Origin of the sequence: Streptomyces griseoaurantiacus, from assembly GCF_036189845.1 — a bacterium.
Classification (GTDB): Bacteria; Actinomycetota; Actinomycetes; order Streptomycetales; family Streptomycetaceae; genus Streptomyces; species Streptomyces griseoaurantiacus.
In genome coordinates this window covers 2444836-2464044 of sequence record NZ_CP108326.1, presented here as the reverse complement: position 1 = coordinate 2464044, position 19209 = coordinate 2444836, and the positions used below count along the sequence as shown (strand labels likewise).

Annotated in this window: 12 protein-coding genes; 7 read left to right on the top strand and 5 right to left on the bottom strand. The window is 75.9% G+C overall.

Going from position 1 to position 19209, the window contains the following annotated elements:
• Position 1 precedes the first annotated feature (1 nt).
• The 6 genes from OHB09_RS10925 to OHB09_RS10900 all read left to right on the top strand — a co-directional run bounded on the left by OHB09_RS10925 (position 2) and on the right by OHB09_RS10900 (position 7948).
• The gene (locus OHB09_RS10925; RefSeq protein ID WP_328921900.1) at positions 2 to 2449 is read left to right on the top strand and encodes a YfjP family GTPase; all 2448 of its coding nucleotides are present in this window, start codon (positions 2 to 4) and stop codon (positions 2447 to 2449) included.
• 258 nt (positions 2450 to 2707) lie between these two features.
• Positions 2708 to 3205: a single-stranded DNA-binding protein gene (locus tag OHB09_RS10920; RefSeq protein ID WP_093589868.1), complete on the top strand. Its 498-nt coding sequence runs from the start codon at positions 2708 to 2710 to the stop codon at positions 3203 to 3205.
• A 251-nt stretch (positions 3206 to 3456) separates the two neighbouring features.
• Complete coding sequence (locus OHB09_RS10915) at positions 3457 to 4935, top strand: Cys-Gln thioester bond-forming surface protein (protein WP_374192295.1); 1479 nt, start codon at positions 3457 to 3459, stop codon at positions 4933 to 4935.
• Positions 4936 to 5120: 185 nt separating this feature from the next.
• Positions 5121 to 6785, top strand: a complete 1665-nt coding sequence (gene ettA, locus OHB09_RS10910; RefSeq protein WP_040894122.1) for an energy-dependent translational throttle protein EttA — start codon at positions 5121 to 5123, stop codon at positions 6783 to 6785.
• Positions 6786 to 6791: 6 nt separating this feature from the next.
• Positions 6792 to 7238: an acyl-CoA thioesterase gene (locus OHB09_RS10905; RefSeq protein WP_093589287.1), complete on the top strand. Its 447-nt coding sequence runs from the start codon at positions 6792 to 6794 to the stop codon at positions 7236 to 7238.
• The gene (locus OHB09_RS10900) at positions 7235 to 7948 is read left to right on the top strand and encodes a hypothetical protein (protein ID WP_191853084.1); all 714 of its coding nucleotides are present in this window, start codon (positions 7235 to 7237) and stop codon (positions 7946 to 7948) included. Before OHB09_RS10905 ends, OHB09_RS10900 begins: the two co-directional genes overlap by 4 nt.
• A gap of 117 nt (positions 7949 to 8065) precedes the next feature.
• Here OHB09_RS10900 and OHB09_RS10895 read toward each other — a convergent pair whose 3' ends face one another.
• The 4 genes from OHB09_RS10895 to OHB09_RS10880 all read right to left on the bottom strand — a co-directional run bounded on the left by OHB09_RS10895 (position 8066) and on the right by OHB09_RS10880 (position 16022).
• Positions 8066 to 9058, bottom strand: coding sequence for an ABC transporter ATP-binding protein (locus OHB09_RS10895; protein WP_328921899.1), 993 nt, complete (start codon positions 9056 to 9058; stop codon positions 8066 to 8068).
• Between the two features lie 22 nt (positions 9059 to 9080).
• Positions 9081 to 12005, bottom strand: a complete 2925-nt coding sequence (locus OHB09_RS10890; protein WP_328921898.1) for an FtsX-like permease family protein — start codon at positions 12003 to 12005, stop codon at positions 9081 to 9083.
• Position 12006: 1 nt separating this feature from the next.
• Positions 12007 to 15405 (bottom strand): FtsX-like permease family protein, encoded by a 3399-nt coding sequence (locus OHB09_RS10885; RefSeq protein ID WP_328921897.1) that lies wholly within the window; start codon positions 15403 to 15405, stop codon positions 12007 to 12009.
• 212 nt (positions 15406 to 15617) lie between these two features.
• A complete protein-coding gene (locus OHB09_RS10880; RefSeq protein WP_328921896.1) occupies positions 15618 to 16022 on the bottom strand; it encodes a globin in 405 nt (134 codons plus the stop codon).
• Between the two features lie 125 nt (positions 16023 to 16147).
• On the opposite strand from OHB09_RS10880, the gene OHB09_RS10875 reads away from it, so the two are divergent.
• Entirely contained in the window at positions 16148 to 17110 is a 963-nt protein-coding gene (locus tag OHB09_RS10875; protein ID WP_328921895.1) for a methyltransferase domain-containing protein, read from the top strand.
• 76 nt (positions 17111 to 17186) lie between these two features.
• Here OHB09_RS10875 and OHB09_RS10870 read toward each other — a convergent pair whose 3' ends face one another.
• Entirely contained in the window at positions 17187 to 19079 is a 1893-nt protein-coding gene (locus tag OHB09_RS10870; protein WP_328921894.1) for an FHA domain-containing protein, read from the bottom strand.
• Positions 19080 to 19209 lie beyond the last annotated feature (130 nt).

Below are 19209 nucleotides of genomic sequence, written 5' to 3'. Positions count from 1 at the left end.
GGTGACCGCCGTCACTGACCGCACGGACCACGCCCCCGAGCGGCCCGGAGGGCAGGGGGAGCCCGGCCGGCCCGGCGGGCCCGGGGGTCCGCACAGCCCGGAGGGCGGGGCCCGCGAGGGCTGGACGGGGCGGGAGGCCGCGCCGCACGTCGCGGGGAACGACGCCGGGGCACCGTCGGACATGCCGGAGCCGGCGGGAGCGGGGGAAGCGGAGGGGGCGCAGGAGACAGAAGGGGGAGCGCGACGGGCGCGGGAAGAGCGGGGACCCGGCGTGTCGCGTGACCGGGAAGGCGACAGCGGCGGGGACGGCGGCGTCGGCCGGGACGAATGGCGCCGCGGTGAACGCATCGAGGAGGGTCCCGTCGAGGACGGCAAGGAGAGCGGTGTGGACGGCGATGCCGTCACGGGCGGGAACGGTGGGAGGAGAGAGGCCGCCGGGGACCCGCGCGCGCACATGGCGCTCCAGCGTGCCCAGCCCGACGTCCGCAGGCCGTCGGAGGCCGCCCGGGCGGGTGGCCGTACGGCGGCACCCGAGGGGCGCGCGCCCGCACCCGCGCCGGCGCCCGGCGCCCGTGCACGCGAGGCTCACGACCCTCACGACCCGCACGGTGTTTACGGCGTTCGCGAGGGGCGCCGTCCAACGCCTGAGGACGCTGTCGGGAAAGGGCGCGCGGCCGCCCCGCCGGAGGACGGCGAGGGCGACGACGCCTGGGACGACGGGCTGATCGCGCGGCGGGTGAACGAGAAGAACGCCGCCCAGGAGGCGCCGCCCGCCGTGGAGACCAGGAGCAGCGCCGCACGGCGGCCCGCGCCCCTCGCCTACGACGGCCGCCTGCGCTCGCGTCTCGACGCGCTCCGGGAACTCGTCGGACTGTCGCGCACCCGGCTGGACAGCCGCACGCTGACCGAGGCGAGCCGGGTCCTGGAGGAGGCGGCGGCGCGCCGCAGGCTCTCCGGGCAGCACACGGTCGTCGCCCTGGCCGGGGCGACCGGCAGTGGCAAGTCGGCGCTGTTCAACGCGCTCGCCGGGGTCGCGATCTCGGAGACCGGGGTGCGCCGCCCCACCACCGCCGCGCCTCTCGTGTGCAGTTGGAGCGACGGCGCGGCGCCGCTCATCGACCGGCTGGGCATTCCCGGACGGCTGCGCAGACGTCCCGTCCAAGGGCCCGACGGCGACCCCCAGTTGCGCGGGCTGGTCCTGGTGGACCTGCCCGACCACGATTCGGCGGCCGTGGAACACCGCGAGCAGGTCGACCGGGTCCTCGCCCTCGTCGACGCCGTCATCTGGGTGGTCGATCCGGAGAAGTACGCCGACGCCGTCCTGCACGAGCGCTATCTGCGGCCCATGGCGGGCCACGCGGAAGTCATGTTCCTCGTGCTCAACCAGGTGGACCGGCTCCCCGGGGAGGCCGCCGAACAGGTGCTCGACGATCTGCGGCGGCTGCTCGACGAGGACGGCGTCGCCCTCGGCGAGTACGGCGAACCGGGCGCCACCGTGCTTCCGGTGTCGGCGCTCACGGGTGACGGCATCGGGGAACTGCGCGAGGCGCTCGGCCAGTTCGTGTCCGAACGCGGGGCGCCCGGCCGCCGGGTCTCGGCGGACGTGGACGCGGCCGCCGCACGGCTGCGGCCGGTGTACACCACGGGTCTGCGCGCCGGGCTCAGCGAGAACGCGCGCGACGAGTTCGCCGCGCGGCTCGCGGACGCCGTCGGCGCCACGGCGGCGGGCGAGGCGGCCGAACGGGCCTGGCTGCGCAACGCCAACCGGGCCTGCGGCACGCCCTGGTTGCGGCTGTGGCGCTGGTACCAGGACCGGCGCGAACCCCCGACCGGACGGCTTCCGCTGCGCGCCCCCGCGGACGAGGAGGCGACGGCGCGGCAGCGGGTCGAGCAGGCGGTGCGGACGGTGGCCGACCGCGCGGCGACGGGCCTGCCCGCCGCTTGGGCGCAGGCGGTGCGCGAGGCCGCCGTGCGCGGCGCGAACGGGCTGCCGGAGGCGCTGGACGCGCTGGCCGTGCACGCCGGTGCGCCCCCCGGTCGCCCGCCGCGTCCGGGCTGGTGGCCGGCGGCGGTGCTGGCCCAGGCTTCGATGACTCTGCTGCAGGTGGTCGGCGGCCTGTGGCTGCTCGGGCAGATCATCGGATTCATGTCGCCGAACCTGGGCGTACCGGTGCTGCTGATGGCACTCGGGATCGTCGGCGGACCGGTGGTGGAGTGGAGCTGCCGGATGGCCGCGCGGGGGCCGGCGCGACGGTACGGGCTGGAGGCGGAACGCAGGCTGCGGGAGGCGGCCGCCGGGTGCGGACGCGCCCGGGTGCTGGACCCGGTGGCGTCCGAACTGCTGCGGTACCGGGAGGTGCGGGAGCAGTACGCGAGGGTCACGGGAGCGGTGGCCGGGGGCGGTGCCGGTGCCGCGGGGCCGGCGGGGGCGGGTGGCCGAGGGAGGTGAACGGACGGGGCCGGACGAGCCGGCGGAGGGGCAACTACCGAGGCGGGTTCCCTCCTTCGAGTGACGGAGATATCCACAGCTCGGCGGCCGTCCACAGCCCTCAGCGGGAACGGGCCGGCGGAGGCAGTCTGGTGCCCGCGGCGCTCGCGAGAGGAAGCGAGTGGCCGCGGCAGACGCCACCGCGCGGGAGGTACCCGCGCGTGGATCCGCCGTTCCGTCGGCCCTGACCGGCCGGGGGCGGTGAGGGAGGGGTACGGCATGAACGAGACGACCGTGTGCGTGGTCGGCAACGTCGCGACGCAGCCGGTGTTCCGCGAGTCCGCGAGCGGCCCGTCGGCGCGCTTCCGGCTGGCGGTGACGTCGCGGTACTGGGACCGCGAGAAGAACGCGTGGGTGGACGGGCACACCAACTTCTTCACGGTGTGGGCCCGTCGGGCACTGGCCACGCACGTCGGGGCCTCTTTGGCCGTGGGCGATCCGGTGCTGGTGCAGGGCCGGTTGAAGGTGCGCACCGAGCAGCGTGACGGACAGAACTGGGCCTCGGCCGACCTGGACGCCTCCGCGATCGGTCACGATCTGGCACGGGGCACGTCGGCCTTCCGGCGGGCCCCGAGGCCCGAGACGCCGGGGAGCGCGCCGGTACCGCGGGCGGACGCGCGGCCGGAGCCCGTGTGGGAGACGGAACCGCCCGGCGAACCGGCGGCGGACCACGGACCGCGGACCGGACCGCAGCCGGTCGCGGCCGGGGTGACATGAGGCCGGCAGACGCCCGCCGGGGCACGGAACCCCCTCGACAAGTGTCGACAAGTCCCCGAAAAGCGCAGCTCACACACAAGCTGTGGACGGGATAACGATTCCGATTCGGATCAGTCGCGCGGGGAGGCGACCGGGAAAAGTGGCGTCTTCGCGTCCTTAGGATGCCGGGCATGACTCACGGGGCTCGTGAGTGTGCCGGCGGGACCGCTCCCCGCCACGGTCAAGGAGCCCTGTTCTAAGGGGGATTGGTTGTGAAGTCCGCGTTGTCCGCCCTGTCGGGGCTGTCCGCATGGACCGGCACGCTGTCCGCGCGCGGCCGACGGGCCGTGCGGGCGGTACTGCCGCGGAGGCCCGCGCGTCTCGCCGCCGTGACCCTGGTGTCCGGACTGGTGACCGCCGGGACCCTGGCCGGCGCGACCTCCGCCGTCGCGGAGGAGGCGCCCCGGAGCGGGGGCGGCGCCACGGCGACCATCGGCGGCCTCAAGACCTACGGGGACGCGGTCGTCCACGGCGCGGACGGGGACCGGCAGGTCTCCGCGGGACTGTTCGCGATGTCCGTCGAGGGCGGCGGCACACTGCAGACGTACTGCGTCGACATCGACAACCCCACCCAGAAGGGAGCCCGGTACCAGGAGACTCCCTGGAGCGGCACCTCGCTGGGCGCCAACGCGGCCGCCGGCCGCATCCACTGGATCCTGCGCAATTCCTATCCCCAGGTCAACGACCTCGCGGCACTCGCCGCCGAGGCAGGGGTCCCGGGACTCACCGAACAGGACGCCGCGGCCGGCACCCAGGTCGCCATCTGGCGGTACTCGGACGGGGCCGACGTCGAGGCCCTGGCCCCGCGGGCGGAGCGGCTCGCGGACTACCTGGAGCGCAGCGCCCGCGACACCGCCGAGCCGCAGGCCTCACTGAGCCTGGACCCGCCCGCCGTCTCCGGGCGCCCCGGCGAACGGCTCGGACCGGTCACCGTGCACACCACGGCCGACAGCGTCACCGTGACACCGCCGGCCGCCGCCACCGCGAACGGGGTCACGGTGGTCGGCACGGACGGGAAGCCGATCACCTCGGCCGCCGACGGCAGCCGGATCTACTTCGACGTTCCCGGCGACGCGACGGCAGGCTCGGCCTCGCTGACCGTCCAGGCGTCCACCAGCGTGCCCGTCGGCCGGGCCTTCGTCTCCGACAGTCGCAGTCAGACGCAGATCCTCGCCGGCTCCAGCGAGTCGACGGTGTCCGCGACGGCCACGGCGGACTGGGCGGAGCAGGGGGCGATACCCGCGCTGTCGGCCCGCAGGAACTGCGCGAAGGGCGGGCTCGACATCACCGCCGCCAACCAGGGGGACGAGCCCTTCGTCTTCTCCCTGATGGGCACCGAGCACAGCGTCGCGGCCGGCGGGAGGCAGACGGTGCTGGTCCCCCTGCAGGAGGACCAGGCGTACGACTTCACCATCAAGGGGCCGCACGGGGCCGGCAGCCGCTTCGAGGGCGTCCTCGACTGCGCGACCGAGACCGCCGAGAGCAAGGCCGTGGGCGGCGAGTCGGTGCAGACGCTGAGCGAACCCAGCCCGCTGACCGTCGGCGGCGGCACCGATACCACCAACCTCGCGGAGACCGGCGGGTCGGGCGCCACCCCGCTGATCGCGGGCACGGCGATCGGCCTGGTCGTGATCGGCGGCGCGGTCCTGCTTCTCCTCGGCCGCAGGAAGAACCCCACCACCCGGCACTGACCGGCGGCACCTTGGCAACTCCACAGTGAACGGCTCCACGGTCGACGACTTCACGGTCGCCGAGCCCCTTGCCGAAGGGCCAGGTCAGAGCCCATCCGGCCAATGCGTTTTCGCCCAGGGGCGGCGGTGCGGCAAGATGGGTGTGTCTGCCCACTCCCAGATTTCAAGCTGCCGGACGGTTTCTCTTGGCTGAGTTCATTTACACCATGCGCAAGGCGCGCAAAGCGCACGGCGACAAGGTGATCCTCGACGACGTCACCCTGAACTTCCTGCCGGGGGCGAAGATCGGCGTCGTCGGCCCGAACGGCGCCGGTAAGTCCACCGTCCTCAAGATCATGGCGGGCCTCGAGCAGCCGTCGAACGGTGACGCCTACCTCTCGCCCGGTTACACCGTGGGCATCCTGCTCCAGGAGCCCCCGCTGAACGAGGAGAAGACGGTCCTCGAGAACGTCCAGGAGGGCGTCGCCGAGGTCAAGGGCAAGCTCGACCGGTTCAACGAGATCGCCGAGCAGATGGCGACCGAGTACACCGACGAGCTCATGGACGAGATGGGCAAGCTGCAGGAGCAGCTCGACCACGCGAACGCCTGGGATCTCGACGCCCAGCTCGAGCAGGCCATGGACGCGCTGGGCTGCCCGCCCGGCGACTGGCCCGTGGTCAACCTCTCCGGCGGCGAGAAGCGCCGGGTGGCGCTGTGCAAGCTGCTCCTCGAGGCGCCCGACCTGCTGCTCCTCGACGAGCCCACCAACCACCTCGACGCCGAGTCGGTGAACTGGCTGGAGCAGCACCTCGCCAAGTACGAGGGCACCGTCGTGGCCGTCACCCACGACCGGTACTTCCTGGACAACGTCGCCGGGTGGATCTGCGAGGTCGACCGCGGCCGCCTGCACGGCTACGAGGGCAACTACTCCAAGTACCTGGAGACCAAGGCCGCCCGCCTCAAGGTCGAGGGCCAGAAGGACGCCAAGCGGCAGAAGCGCCTCAAGGACGAGCTGGAGTGGGTCCGCTCCAACGCCAAGGGACGTCAGGCCAAGTCCAAGGCCCGCCTCGCCCGCTACGAGGAGATGGCCGCCGAGGCCGACAAGATGCGGAAGCTGGACTTCGAGGAGATCCAGATCCCGCCGGGGCCGCGGCTCGGCAGCGTGGTCGTCGAGGTGGACAAGCTCAACAAGGCCTTCGGCGACAAGGTCCTCATCGAGGACCTGAGCTTCACCCTCCCGCGCAACGGCATCGTCGGCGTCATCGGCCCCAACGGCGCGGGCAAGACCACGCTGTTCAAGATGATCCAGGGCCTGGAGCAGCCGGACTCCGGTTCCATCAAGGTCGGCGAGACCGTCAAGATCTCCTACGTCGACCAGAGCCGCGAGAACATCGACCCGAAGAAGACGCTGTGGGCCGTCGTCTCCGACGAGCTGGACTACATCAACGTCGGCCAGGTGGAAATGCCCTCCCGGGCGTACGTCTCCGCCTTCGGCTTCAAGGGCCCGGACCAGCAGAAGCCGGCCGGTGTGCTCTCCGGCGGCGAGCGCAACCGCCTCAACCTGGCGCTCACCCTCAAGCAGGGCGGCAACCTGCTGCTCCTGGACGAGCCGACCAACGACCTCGACGTCGAGACCCTCTCCAGCCTGGAGAACGCGCTGCTGGAGTTCCCCGGCTGCGCCGTGGTCGTCTCCCACGACCGGTGGTTCCTCGACCGCGTGGCCACGCACATCCTCGCCTACGAGGGCGAGTCCAGGTGGTTCTGGTTCGAGGGCAACTTCGAGTCCTACGAGAAGAACAAGATCGAGCGTCTCGGTGCGGACGCCGCGCGCCCGCACCGCGCCACCTACAAGAAGCTGACCCGGGGCTGATCGATCTTGCGGCATCTCTACCGCTGCCCACTGCGCTGGGCGGACATGGACGCGTACGGCCACGTCAACAACGTGGTGTTCCTCCGCTACCTGGAGGAAGCCCGTATCGACTTCCTGTTCCGCCCGGACAAGGACTTCCGGCAGGGGTCCGTGGTGGCACGCCATGAGATCGACTACAAGCGGCAGCTCGTCCACCGGCACGCGCCCGTGGACATCGAGCTGTGGGTCACGGAGATCAGGGCGGCGTCCTTCACCCTCGCCTACGAGGTGAAGGACCCCGGCCAGGTCTACGTCCGCGCGTCGACGGTGATCGTGCCCTTCGACTTCGAGGCGCAGCGGCCGCGTCGGATAACCGCCGAGGAGCGCGAGTTCCTCGAGGGCTACCGGGACGAGGACGCGGCGGACGGAGCCACGGGCGCACCCCAGGACGAGGGCGAGGCCGTCGCCGCATGAGCGTGCTGCACCTCGCCGACGAGGGGGAGGCGGCCGACCTGGCTGGCTTCCTCTCCCGGCTGCTGCACTACGACCGGGCGGCGGCGGTGCGGCTCCAGGCGGCCGGGACGGCGCTCGCCGTGTTCGGCCGGCCGCCCTCCTTCGAGGTGCTGGCCGTGCGCGCGGTGCGGCTCGCCAAGCCCTACGAGCACGGTCTCGAGGCCTCGCTCGACGTGACCGTGTCCGCCGGTGACCTGCTGGAGTCCGTGGACGAGAAGGCGGCCACGGCCGCCGTTCCGGCCGCGGTGACCGGCCCGCCGTGGGCCGGGGTGCTGCCACCGCGCGGCGGCTGGCGGCCCGAGCCGGGGCTGCCGGCGCCGGACGTGCTGCGGGCGACGGTGGCCGAGGCGGTCGCCGAGTTCCGCACCCGTACGGACGCGCTGCCCGAGGAACAGCGGACCCGCGCCGAACTCGACGGCATAGGACGGGAGATCTGGTCCCGCCCGGTCGCCGGCACCGCGCTGCCCGTGCGGGTGGTGCACGCGGCGCAGACCCTCGGCTTCCTGCGACCGGCCGGGGGAGTCGGAGGACCCGGGGGAGCCCCGCCGGAGGCGGCCCGGCCGGGACTGTTCTCCTCGGGCTCCTGGCTCAGGCTGCGTACCCCTTACGGCTCGGTCGCGGTGCGCCGCACGGGCCTCGGCGTGGGCGGACTGGGCGTCAGCGTCCGCTGAGCCGGGCAGGGAACCGGCCTGCTCCGGGTCCGGTTCCGGGGTCGGGGCGCGATCACGATCACGGCCGGTTCCCGGTCACCGGCCACCGGCCACCGGTCACCGGTCACCGGTCACCGGTCACCGGTCCAGGCTCGTGTTCCGGTCCGTGTCGTCGGGGCGGACGGCGATGTGGTCGGGTTCCAGCTCCAGGGCGACCCGGTCGCGCATGCCGAGGGCCTGCGTGTAGTCGGCGGGCAGTTGGAGCCGGCCGGCCCGGTCCAGCATCGCGTACTCGCGGGCCACCACCGCCTCCCGCCCGGTGGCCGCGTCCACCTCCGTGCGGCGCAGCACCTCCGTGGAGGTGCGGCCGTCGCGGATGGCGACCGTGCGGCGGACCTCGCTCGCCACCGCTTGGTCATGGGTGACGATGACGACGGTCGTGCCGAGGGACTCGTTGGCGGTGCGGAACGCGGCGAAGATCTGCTCGGCGGTGCCGGAGTCGAGTTCTCCGGTGGGCTCGTCGGCGAGGAGCAGGTCGGGGGCGTTGACCAGGGCGACAGCGATCGCGACCCGCTGCTGCTGGCCGCCGGACATCTGGTGCGGGCGTCGGTCCCGGCAGTCGGCGACACCGAGCAGGTCGAGGAGTTCCCCCACACGTTCCGTGCGGGCGCGGCGGCGGGCCCGGATGCCGCGGACGTCGGCCGGGCGGCCCGTCAGCCGCAGCGGGAGCGCGACGTTCTGCGCGGCCGTGAGGTAGGGGAGCAGATTGCGGGAGGTCTGCTGCCACACGAAGCCCACGGTGTCCCGGCGGTAGCGCAGCCGGTCACCGGCGGTCATGGCCAGCAGATCCTGACCGGCCACGCGGGCCGCGCCCGCGGTGGGGGTGTCGAGCCCGGCGAGGATGTTCATCAGTGTGGACTTGCCGCTGCCGGAGGCGCCGACCAGCGCCATCAACTCGCCCTTCCGGACGAGGAGATCGAGCCCCTGCAGGGCCTGCACCTCGACGCCGTCGGCGGAGAAGACCCGAACCAGACGGTCGCAGGTGATCAGTGCGTCGTGACCGTAGGCGGGCCGCGAGCGGTCCGCGCGGGCGCGGTCCGCCAGGTCGGCGAGCGTGGGATCGGTAGTCATCGTGGCCTCCCGCCGGTGGTGATCATGTGCGCTCTCCCACCCGTAGCTCCCGCACCGAGCCGCGCCGCCCCGTCACCCACGCCTGCACCGCCGCGACCGCGACCGTGAGCAGCAGCACGGCCAGGGCCGGCAGCAGCAGGGACACCGGATCGGTGCGCAGGTGGCCGACACCGGCCGCGCCCGGGGTGGCCAGGGCGAGCGTGGTGAGGTCGATGCCGGGGGACAGCAGCCGTACCGCCGCCCAGCCCGTCAGCGTGCCGCCCGCCGCGGCGAGCAGGGCCTGCGGCAGCGATTCCAGGATGAGCAGACGGCGGCCCTGGGCACGGGTGAGGCCCATGGTGCGCAGCCGGGCCAGCAGCGCGACGCGTTCGGGGGCGGCGCGGACCAGGGCGAGCAGCAGGGCGAGAAGGGCGTAGCCGGCGCCGGCGGCGACCGCCGCGGTGTAGAGGTGCTCGGCACCCGTCTGCAGGGGCGAGTGGGCGTAGGCGGCGCGTTCCTGGGCGCGGACCGTGACGCCAGGGGAGCCGCCCGCGGCCCGGCGCAGTGCGGCGGCGTCGAGGTCCGAGCCGGTGACGAGGAGGGTGGTCGGGTGGGTGGCGGCCGAGGGGAGCCCGGAACGGTCGACGACGAGGAACTCCGTGCCGGTCACGGCGGGGGTCGACTCCCGTACCAGCGCGATCCGAACGGTGACGTGAGCGCCGTCCGCCAGCCGCACCGGGAAGGGGGCCGTGCCGTAGCGGTGGGCGACGGCGGACGAGGCCAGCGCGGGCAGCGGTGCCGCCCCCGAGCCGGCGGACCCGCCCGAGCCGCTTGCCCCGTCCGGACCGGCGGAGCCGCCCGAACCGCTGGACCCGTCCGGACCGCTGGACCGGCCCGGACCGCTGGACCGGCCCGAGCCGCTGGACCGGCCCGAGCCGCTTGACCCGTCCGGACGGGCGGAGCCGTCCGGCGTGGTCGTGGCGGCGGTCAGGGTGCGGGCCGGGAAGGCGCCCAGGTGCACACGGTCGGCCAGCCGGGCGTAGGCGTCCGGGGAGACCGCGGCCAGGGGCACCGACTCCGGGCCGTCGTGCGGCTTCGCCTCCAAGGTCAGTGCCGCCGTGGTGACCTCCTCCACCCCCGGCACCCCGCGCACCCGTTCCGCCGCGCCGGCCCGCAGCCCGGACGTCGACTCCACACGGGCGTCCGCGCCCGTGGTGAGGAGGGCGGCGTGGTCCCGGGCGGCCCCGATCCCGGCGGTCACCGAGCCGCCGAAGGCGGCCGTGGTCAGCGCGGTCAGCAGGGCGAGCAGGGGCAGGACGGCGGAGACGGAGGTGCGGCTCGTCCGGGCGAGCGCCAGGGAGACGACCGCGCCCCGCAGCCGGTCCGTCGCCCGGGTCAGCAGGCGCAGGGGCAGCGGGTGCAGTCGCACCAGCACCAGGGCGGCGATCACCGCGACCAGCACGGGCGCCAGGGAGACCAGCGCGTCCCCGCGGGTGCCCGCCCCCTCCGACGTGCCCCGCCGCCGCAGTGCCTCCACCGCACCGGCGGCCAGCACCAGCAGGGTGAGTTCGGCGACGGTGCGGCGCCGGGAGGGACGTGCGGAGACGACGTCCTCGCGGCCCGTGTGGAGGTGGGCCGTGCGGTGCCGGGCCGCCGCGCGCACCGGGAGCGCGAGGCAGGCGAGCAGGGTGACGGTGCCGGCCGCCGCCACCGCGTACGCCGAGCGGCCGTGCGGGACGGCCCACAGCGCCGCGGCCAGGCCCAGCGCGCCGGCGGGCACCGCCACCACCGCCGTCTCGGCGAGCAGCCGTCCGGCGAGACCCGGCAGCGAGGCGCCGCGGGCGCGCAGCAGTCCCAGTTCGGCGCGGCGGCGGTCGGCGGCGAGTCCGCCCGCCATCAGCAGGACGACGAGGGCGACCGCGCCGGTGCCGAGGGCGGCGACGGAGACCAGCGGGGCGATGCGGGAGCGCAGGTCCTCGTAGTCGTCGAGGACGGTGTCGAGGTCGGTCTCGGTCACCGCGTCCGGGTCGACGGCGTCCCGTATCCGGCCGTGGCCGGGGCCGCTCTCCAGGGTGGCGACGGCGGAACGCAGCTCCGGCAGCGCGTGCGCGGGCGTGCGGGTGGTGTCGGGCGCCACCTGCCAGTAGCGCACGGGGTTGCCCGAGGTGCCGAGCATCGCGGGCGCGGCCTGTGGTGGCAGCAGCAGGGCGCCGAGCCAGTAGGTGGGCGCGGCGGGCGAGTTGCCGTCCCGGACGAGGGAGGGGGAGCGCAGCAGGGGCTGGGCCTCCCAGTAGGCGCCCTCGGGCTGCCGGGGCGCGAGGATGCCGGTGACGCGCACGGCCAGCGGGGCGCGGTCCGCGCCGGGCACGTGGATCACCGAGCCCACCTCGATGCGCAGGTGCTCGGCGGTCTCGGTGGTGACGGCGGCCTCGACGGCGCGGGTCGTCGCGGTCACCGTGCCGGTGGCGCGGGGCAGTCGGCCGGAGCGCGGCCGGGCGTGGCCGGCGAGGCCGTTCTGGGCGGCGAGCACCACACGCGGCGGGACGTTGTCGGGCCGGGCCAGACCGGCGTCGGGCACCGCCAACGGCGTCGCGGTGCGGACCCCGTAGGAGGACTGCGCGCGGTCGGCGGCCAGCGGCCGGCGGACCTCGCCGAGCACGGCGGCGTACTGCCGGCGCAGGGTGCCGGGCCGCAGTGCGGCTTCGCGCCGCTCAGGCGAGAACCCGGGGTTGAGCTGCGGGGCCGCGACCTGCACGGTGGTGCGGCGGGCCTCGGCGTCGGCGACGGCCCGCCGCAGCCCGGCGTCCTCGGCCCGGTCCACGACCCGCGGGCACACGGCGGCCAGGAAGGCGGTGACGGCCACGAGCAGGGCGAGCCCCACCGCGACCCCGGGAGCCACGCGCAGCCGGGTCCGCACCCAGGGGGCGGGGACCCGGGTGCCGAGGGGGGTACGTCGGTGCGGGCGCATGTCACTCGCCCCCTTGGCGGCGCAGGGAGGACGCCGGGTGCGGACGGCGGCGCAGGGACAGGTGGACGGTGAGGGCGAGGGGCGTCGCGGCGACCACGGCGAGGAGCAGGAGGGACTGGGGGAGGGGGAGCCGCACCAGGACGTCGGGCACCGGGCGGGCGGCGCCCGAGGTCATGACGATCAGCGGCACCACGGCCCGGGTGAGGACCGTGCCCAGGGCCGTGCCGACCAGCAGTCCCAGCGCCACCAGCAGTCCCTGTTCGACGGCGACGAGCCGGGCGAGTTGCCGGCGTGGGGCGCCCAGGGCACGCAGCACCGCGAACTCCGTGGCCCGCTCCCGCAGCGCCCCCGCCGTGCTCACCGCGAAGCCCACGGCGGCCAGCGCCGCCGCGACGACGGCGGCCGCGGCGAACGCCGTCTGCGGGCCCACGCCGAACGGGTCGTCGCGCAGCCGGGCGGCGATCTCGTCGCGGACGAGGACCTGCGAGGGCGTCAGCTCCGGGCGCTCCCGCAGCGCGGCGGCCACGCGGGCGGTGGCACCCGGGTCGGGCCGCAGCCACCACTCGGTGGGCGGCGCGCTCTGCCCGTAACGGGTGCGCAGCACGTCGTTCACGGCACGCAGGTCGACGAGGAGGGCGCCGCCGTCGGCCTCCTCGCCCCGGCCGGCTGCGGAAGTGCCGGTGGTGGAAGTGCCGGTGGCGCCGGCGGCGTTGTCCTCGGGGGTGGTCGTCGGGAGGGCCTTCGTCGTCCCCGTGATCCGCACCGGCACCGTCGCGCCCCCGAACTGCACGTCGACGCGTTCGCCGCGGCGGGCGCCCGAGGCGCGCAGGAAACGGTCGGTGGCGATGCCGGTCACCTCCGGCGCCTCCGTCCCGCCCGCCCGCAGCCGGACCGTCAGCGTGCTGGACGCCCAGCTGAGCTGACGCGGCACGAACCCGGTGCCGTACCGCACCGAGACCGTGCCGTCCGGGGCGCGGCGCACGCGGGGCGCGGTGGGCCGGTCGCGGCCGTCGACGGTGGCTTCGGCGCCGTCCGTGCGCGAGGTCGCCGTCCAGGCGGTGGCGGCGCGCGGGCGGCTCGTGCCGCCGTCGGCGGCGACGGCGGTCAGCCGCTCGACGGCGAAGGTCTGCCGCCGTGCGGTGGAGACCGGCTGCGGCACCGTCAGCTCCAGACCGGTCAGGGTGAGCGGACCGGCCGCCCCGGACAGGTCCAGGGTGACCTCGTGGCGGCGCCCGTCGGCCGGGAGCGCACCGGCCGTCAGCGGGTACGGGACGCCGTAGCGGTCGACCACGGTGGCCCGGACGTCGGCGGTGGTGCCGGATTCGGCGGGCGGATCGCTGCGCAGCCGCAGCGCCACGCGCAGCGCGGCCGCGTCCTTCGGCAGCCGGGTGCCCGCCGTGGCGGCGGCGGACCGCTTCGGCGCGAGTCCGGTGAGGGGGGTGCCGGTGGGCGCCAGGTCGGAGCGGAGCAGGACCGTTTCGGCAGCGTGCGCGGTGTCCAGGGCCAGCACGGTCGCCGTGCGGTCGCCCGAGAGCGGCGCGGTGGTGCGCGCGGCGGGGGCGGCCTCGCGCACCCCGGGGAGCTCGGCGAAGGCCTCGGCCTCCCCGAGCGTGCCCTCGCCGGTGAGCGTCACGCGCACCGGGGCGCCCGCGCGGAAGTCCGCCTGGTCGTCCTGCGAGCGGCTCCAGGAGGCGGCCTGGCCGATGCCGAGCAGGCCGAGCGCGACGGCGAGCACCAGCAGCAGCACCGGGCCGCCGGTACGTCCCGGGCGGCGGCTGAACTGCCAGCCGGCGAGAGCGGCCGTCAGTCCGCGGCCGGCGGCCGCCCGGCGTTCCGCGAGCCGGGCCACCGGCGGCAGCAACCGCAGTGTCAGCACGGTCCCGGCGAGCAGCGCGAGCGCGGGGGCCGCCACGAGCAGCGGGTCGATGCCGAGGCCGCCCGACCCGTCACCGCTCACGGCACCGCCGGCCCGGCGGTCGAGCTGCCAGTACGCCACTCCCGCCACGGCCAGCAGGCCGAGGTCCGCCCCGGCGCGCACGGGAGCGGGCAGCGCACGTGCGCGCCCCGTCGGCGCGTCGGACGCCGCGGTGAGCGCCGGAGCGGCCACCGCGAGCGCGCAGCCCAGCGCCACCGCGACCGCCACCAGCCACACCCCGGGCTCGTCCGCCGAGGCGTCTGGGCGCAGTCCGATCCGGGCCGGCGGGCCGAGCCCGGAGAGCAGCCCGGTGAGCGGGCCCGCGAGCAGGGGGGCGCAGACAGCGGCCGGCAGCGCGAGCAGCAGCGCCTCCAGGCCCGCGAGCCCCGCCACCCGGGGCCGGGAGGCGCCGCGGGCGCGCAGCAGCCGGGTCTCGGCGGCCCGCTCGGCGCTCAGCAGCCCGGCGACGAGCAGCAGCGCGTACCCGGCCAGGAGGACGAGTTGCAGGGCGACGATCAGCAGTGTCGAGCGCGCCACGAGCAGCGCGCGTTCCACCCGGTCCAGGACGGCGGGCAGCGAGGTGCTCACCGCGGTGGAGCCGCCCAGGGCGGGGGAGTGGCGCAGCGACCGGGAGCCCGCGACGGCCGCGTCCCGCAGCCGGTCGAGGTCGCCGGTGCGCAGGCGGGAGTGGTCGGCGGTGGCCAGCCAGGCGGTGCTGCCCATGCCCACCCGGCCGGAGGTGAGCGCGCCGGGGTCGGTGAGGAGGGGGCCGTAGGTGGTGAAGGAGAGGGTGCCGACGCCGCGGCCGCCGAGGTCGTCGAGGCGCCAGTAGGGGGCGTCGGGGCGCGCCGGACGGTACAGCCCGCTCACCCGGACCTTCACGGAGGGGCCGTCCAGGCGGTCGGTGACGGTGAACCGGTCGCCGGGGGCGAGCCGCAGGCGCTTGGCGGCGGCCTCGGGGAGGGCGACCTCGACGGTGCCGGAGGCGGCCGGGGCGGCGGGGGCACGGCCGGCGGTGAAGCGGATCTGGCCGCGGTCCAGCGCGGCGAAGAAGGTGAGGTCCGGGTTGTCCCCCTCGCCGCTGCCACTGCCGCTGTCGCTGTTCTCGCTGTTCTCGCCGGTTTTCCCGTCGCCTTCGCCGCCGCCCTTGCCGTCAGCCCCGGCAGCCGGGCGCAGGGAGCGGGGGAGGGCGTACGGGCCGGAGCGCACGAGGGTGCGTACGGTCACGGGGAGCCCGTCGAAAGTGCGCCGGGCGCCCGCTCGCACCGCCTTGTCCGCCGCCGCGCGCCCCTGAGCCGGGACCTCCGCCTTGACGACCAGCGCGGCCTCGCCGGCCGTGGGGGCCTCGGCGAGGGCGTGGCGCACGGAGGCGTCGCCGAGGGCGCCCGAATAGGCGGTGAGGGTGGCCAGGACAGCCGTGGTCAGCACGACGGTGAGGAGTGCGGCCGCGAGCAGCAGGCGGTGCGCGCGAGCGCGCAGTAGCACCAGCCCCGCCACCCGGCCCCCCGCCGCTCGTCCCGGTCGCGCGCCCATGTGTCGGCGCGTGCGCGTTCCGGGTGATGCTCGCAGAGGGGAACGGGCGCGGGTAAGGCCGTGGGGTACGGCTTTGATCAGATTGTGATCGGAATGCGGGGACCGGTGACCGGAATGCGCGCCTCACCGAGGTCGGGGAGACGGCCTCGATGAGAGTGCCGGGCTCAGTCCGGGGTGTTGATCATCGTGGCGGCGGCGTACGTCAGGTACTTCCACATCGTGCGGTCGTGCTCCTCGGGGAGGGCGAGCTCGTCCAGGGCGTCGCGCATGTGCTTCAGCCAGGCGTCGTGAGCGGCGCGGTCGACGGTGAAGGGGACGTGCCGCATGCGCAGGCGGGGATGGCCGCGGCGCTCGCCGTAGGTGGTGGGACCACCCCAGTACTGCATCAGGAAGAGGGCGAGGCGCTCCTCGGCGGGGCCGAGGTCCTCCTCGGGGTACATGGGGCGGAGCACCGGGTCGCCGGCCACACCCTCGTAGAAGCGGTGGACGAGGCGGCGGAAGGTGTCCTCCCCGCCGACCTGCTCGTAGAAGGTCTGCTCCTGAAGCGTGCCGCGCGGGATCTCATTCACCGTTCCATGGTCTCAGACGGCGTAACGGTTCCGCGGGGAGTGGGAGGGGCCGGACGGCGCAGCCGTGCGCGGCCGTCCGTGCCGTGCGGGGCACCGTGCGGCGGCCGGGGTGGAACAGTGGGGGTATGGGCGGTTTCGCGGAAGTCGAGCGGGAGGCACGCGGGGACCTCGTGCGGGCGATCGGGGCGCGGGGGACGTGGGAGGGCGAGCCGCGGTGGCGGGAGGCGTTCGCCGAGGTGCCCCGGCACCTGTTCGTGCCGTACTACTACGTCGGCGTCATGGGGGGTCACGAGCGGTGGTGGGGCGAGCATCCCGACCCCCGGCACCGCGAGCGCTGGCTGCGGGGGGCCTATGAGGACGTCCCGCTGGCCACCCGGCTGCGGGACGGGGAACTGGTCTCCTCCAGCAGCCAGCCCTCCCTGATGGCGTCGATGCTCCTCGCCCTCGGCGTGCGGGACGGCGACGACGTCCTCGAGATCGGCGCCGGCACCGGCTACAACGCCGCGCTCCTCGCCCACCGGCTCGGCGAGGAGCACGTCACCACCGTCGATCTCGACCCGGAGATCACCGAATCGGCCCGCCGGCACCTCGAGGCCGCCGGCTACCACCCCGCCGTCGTCACCGGCGACGGGGCGCGCGGGGTGCCCGAGCGCGCCCCCTTCGACCGGATCATCGCGACCTGCGAGCTGCCCTCGGTGCCGCGCGCCTGGCTCACCCAGTGCGCTCCCGGCGCCCGGATCCTCATTCCGCTCGCCACCGGGCTCGTGCTCCTGCACGTCACCGGCGCCGGGCGCGTCGAAGGACGCTTCCTGGACACGCCCGCCTACTTCGTTCCGCTGCGCGGTGACACCCCGCCCGAACCACCGCTCCCACGACTGGAGGGGCTGCCGCGCCGGGTCCGCGGCGACGACCGCTTCCGCTTCCTGCTGACGCTGACCGCCGGCGGGATCGACCCCCACGAGGCGTACGCCGTGTGGGAGCGCGAGGGCCGGCCGCCGCGCGAGCGGTTCGGGATCACGGTCGAGGGCGAGCGCGCCTGGAGCTGGCTCGACGACCCCGGGGGCCCGTACGCCTGGCCGCTGCCCTGAGGCGTGCGCGCGGGCACGCGCCAACGGCCGCACGCTCCCCCTGAAGGGGCGCGTACGGCCGTGCGGGCGCCGCGACTCAGCCGCGGTGGATGGTGATGGTCGTCCAGGCGCCCACGTGGACCCGGTCGCCGTCCTGCAGCGGCACCGGCACGAAGGGCTGGATCGGCTCCTCGCCGCCGTTGACCGTGGTCCCGTTCGTCGAGTTCTGGTCGACGACCGCCCAGGTGCCGTCCTGCTGCTGCACCAGCATGGCGTGCTGGTGCGAGACGCCCGGGTCCTCCGGCGGCACGGCCAGATCGATGTCGGGCGTGTCACCGGTGGAGTGCCGGCGGCGCCCGATCGTGATCTGGTTGCCGGTCAGCGTCCGCTGCTGCTCGGGCGAGTAGGCGGGCAGGTTCAGCCCCGCCGCCTCCGGACCCGAACGGTGCATCATCGCCAGGAAGTACTCGCGGTCCGGACCGATGGTGGCCGTCCAGGTCGCCGGGCCCTGGTCGTACGAGGGCGGGGCGCCCTGGCCGGAGCCGGGCTGCGGGAAGCCGTAGCCGCCGCCGGGACCCTGCCCGCCGCCGGGACCCTGCCCGCCACCGGGACCCTGCTGCCCGCCGCCGGGCGCGGAGGAGGAGGGCGGGTTGAGGACCCAGTCGTCCTCGCCACCGCCGAAGGGCGGGGCGCCGCCCTGCTGCGGGTAGCCGGGAGGCGAGGCCGGGCCGCCCGGCCGCTGGAAGGCGGACGGCGCACCGGCGCCGAAGGCGGCGGCACCGGGCGCGCCGCCGTCCGGACCGCCGGGGCGCTCACCGGGGCGCGCCTGGTCGCCCCCGTAGCCGCCGGGACCCTGCGGGCCGCCCCGGCGGGGCAGCTCGCCGCCGCCGAAGCCCCCGGGTCCGCCCTGGCCGCCGCCCTGACGGGAGGGGTCGTTGCCGAAGGCGCCCGGACCGTTCGGCCCTCCGGGACGTGCGGGGTCACCGCCGAAGCCGCCGGGTCCTCCGGGTCCGCCCGGTCCGTCGGGGCCGCCGCGGCGGGACGGGTCGCCGCCGAAGGCGCCGGGTCCGCCCTGGCGGGAGGGGTCGTTGCCGAAGGCGTCCGGCCCGTTCGGTCCGCCGGGGCGCGCCTGGTCGCCCCCGTAGCCGCCGGGACCTCCGGGTCCTCCGGGTCCGCCCGGTCCGTCGGGGCCGCCGCGGCGGGACGGGTCGCCGCCGAAGGCGCCGGGTCCGCCCTGGCGGGAGGGGTCGTTGCCGAAGGCGTCCGGCCCGCCCGGGTGCCCGGGGCCGCCGGGACGCGCGGGGTCACCGCCGAAGCCGCCGGGTCCGCCCGGACCTCCCGGACGCGAGCCGTCCCCGTACCCCGAGGGACCACCGGGGCCGCCGGGGCGTGCCGGGTCGCCGCCGAACGGCGGTCGTTCCGGGGCGCCACCGAAGGCCGGCGGGCCGCCCGGCCCGCCGGGTCCGCCCGGCCGGCCCGAGGGCTCGCCGCCGAACGGCGGCCCGGGCGGGATCGGTTCCGCCGGGCGGTTCATCTGCGAGGGGCGGGAGCCCTGGTAGTCGTAGGAGTCGGGACCCGGACCCGGCTGGGTCCGCGGGCCCTGTCCCTGCCCCTGTCCTGCCCCGGGTCCCTGCCCGGGGAACCGCGGCGGCGGTCCGGCGGAGCCCGTGGGGCGCGGCGCGGCCGGGGTGTACGTCGTCGCCGTGTTCGTCAGGAAGTTCCACCGGCACTCCTCGCAGAAGGGCGCACCCCCCTCACGGGGCGTGCGGCACTGCGGGCAGAGTTCCGGCTCGGAGTCGCGGCCGCCGCCGAAGGGGCCCCGTCCGCCCGCGGCCCCGGAGGGCGGCGGGGGCGAACCCGGGGGCGGATAGCCGTAGCCCGCCGCGGGCGGCGGCGGTGGTGGCGGAGGCACGGCACCGGCCATGCGGTGACCGCAGACCTCGCACCAGTCGTCGGAACCCGACTGATGTCCGTTCGGGCAGGTCGGCATGTCGGCGCTTCCCCCTCTCCTTCTCCGGCCCCGTGACCGCCCCGTACGGCCGGAAGGGACCGGACGGGGGCCGCGGTGGCCGTGTGCTCCCACCCCTGGGGGTCGGGCTCGGTGCTGGCTGTGACCTCTT

Coding starts and splice junctions, on each gene's coding strand:
- OHB09_RS10895 (WP_328921899.1), bottom strand. CDS start 9,058: ATGACTACCGATCCCACGCTCGCCGACCTGGCGGACCGCGCCCGCGCG.
- OHB09_RS10870 (WP_328921894.1), bottom strand. CDS start 19,079: ATGCCGACCTGCCCGAACGGACATCAGTCGGGTTCCGACGACTGGTGC.
- OHB09_RS10875 (WP_328921895.1), top strand. CDS start 16,148: ATGGGCGGTTTCGCGGAAGTCGAGCGGGAGGCACGCGGGGACCTCGTG.
- OHB09_RS10900 (WP_191853084.1), top strand. CDS start 7,235: ATGAGCGTGCTGCACCTCGCCGACGAGGGGGAGGCGGCCGACCTGGCT.
- OHB09_RS10920 (WP_093589868.1), top strand. CDS start 2,708: ATGAACGAGACGACCGTGTGCGTGGTCGGCAACGTCGCGACGCAGCCG.
- OHB09_RS10890 (WP_328921898.1), bottom strand. CDS start 12,005: ATGCGCCCGCACCGACGTACCCCCCTCGGCACCCGGGTCCCCGCCCCC.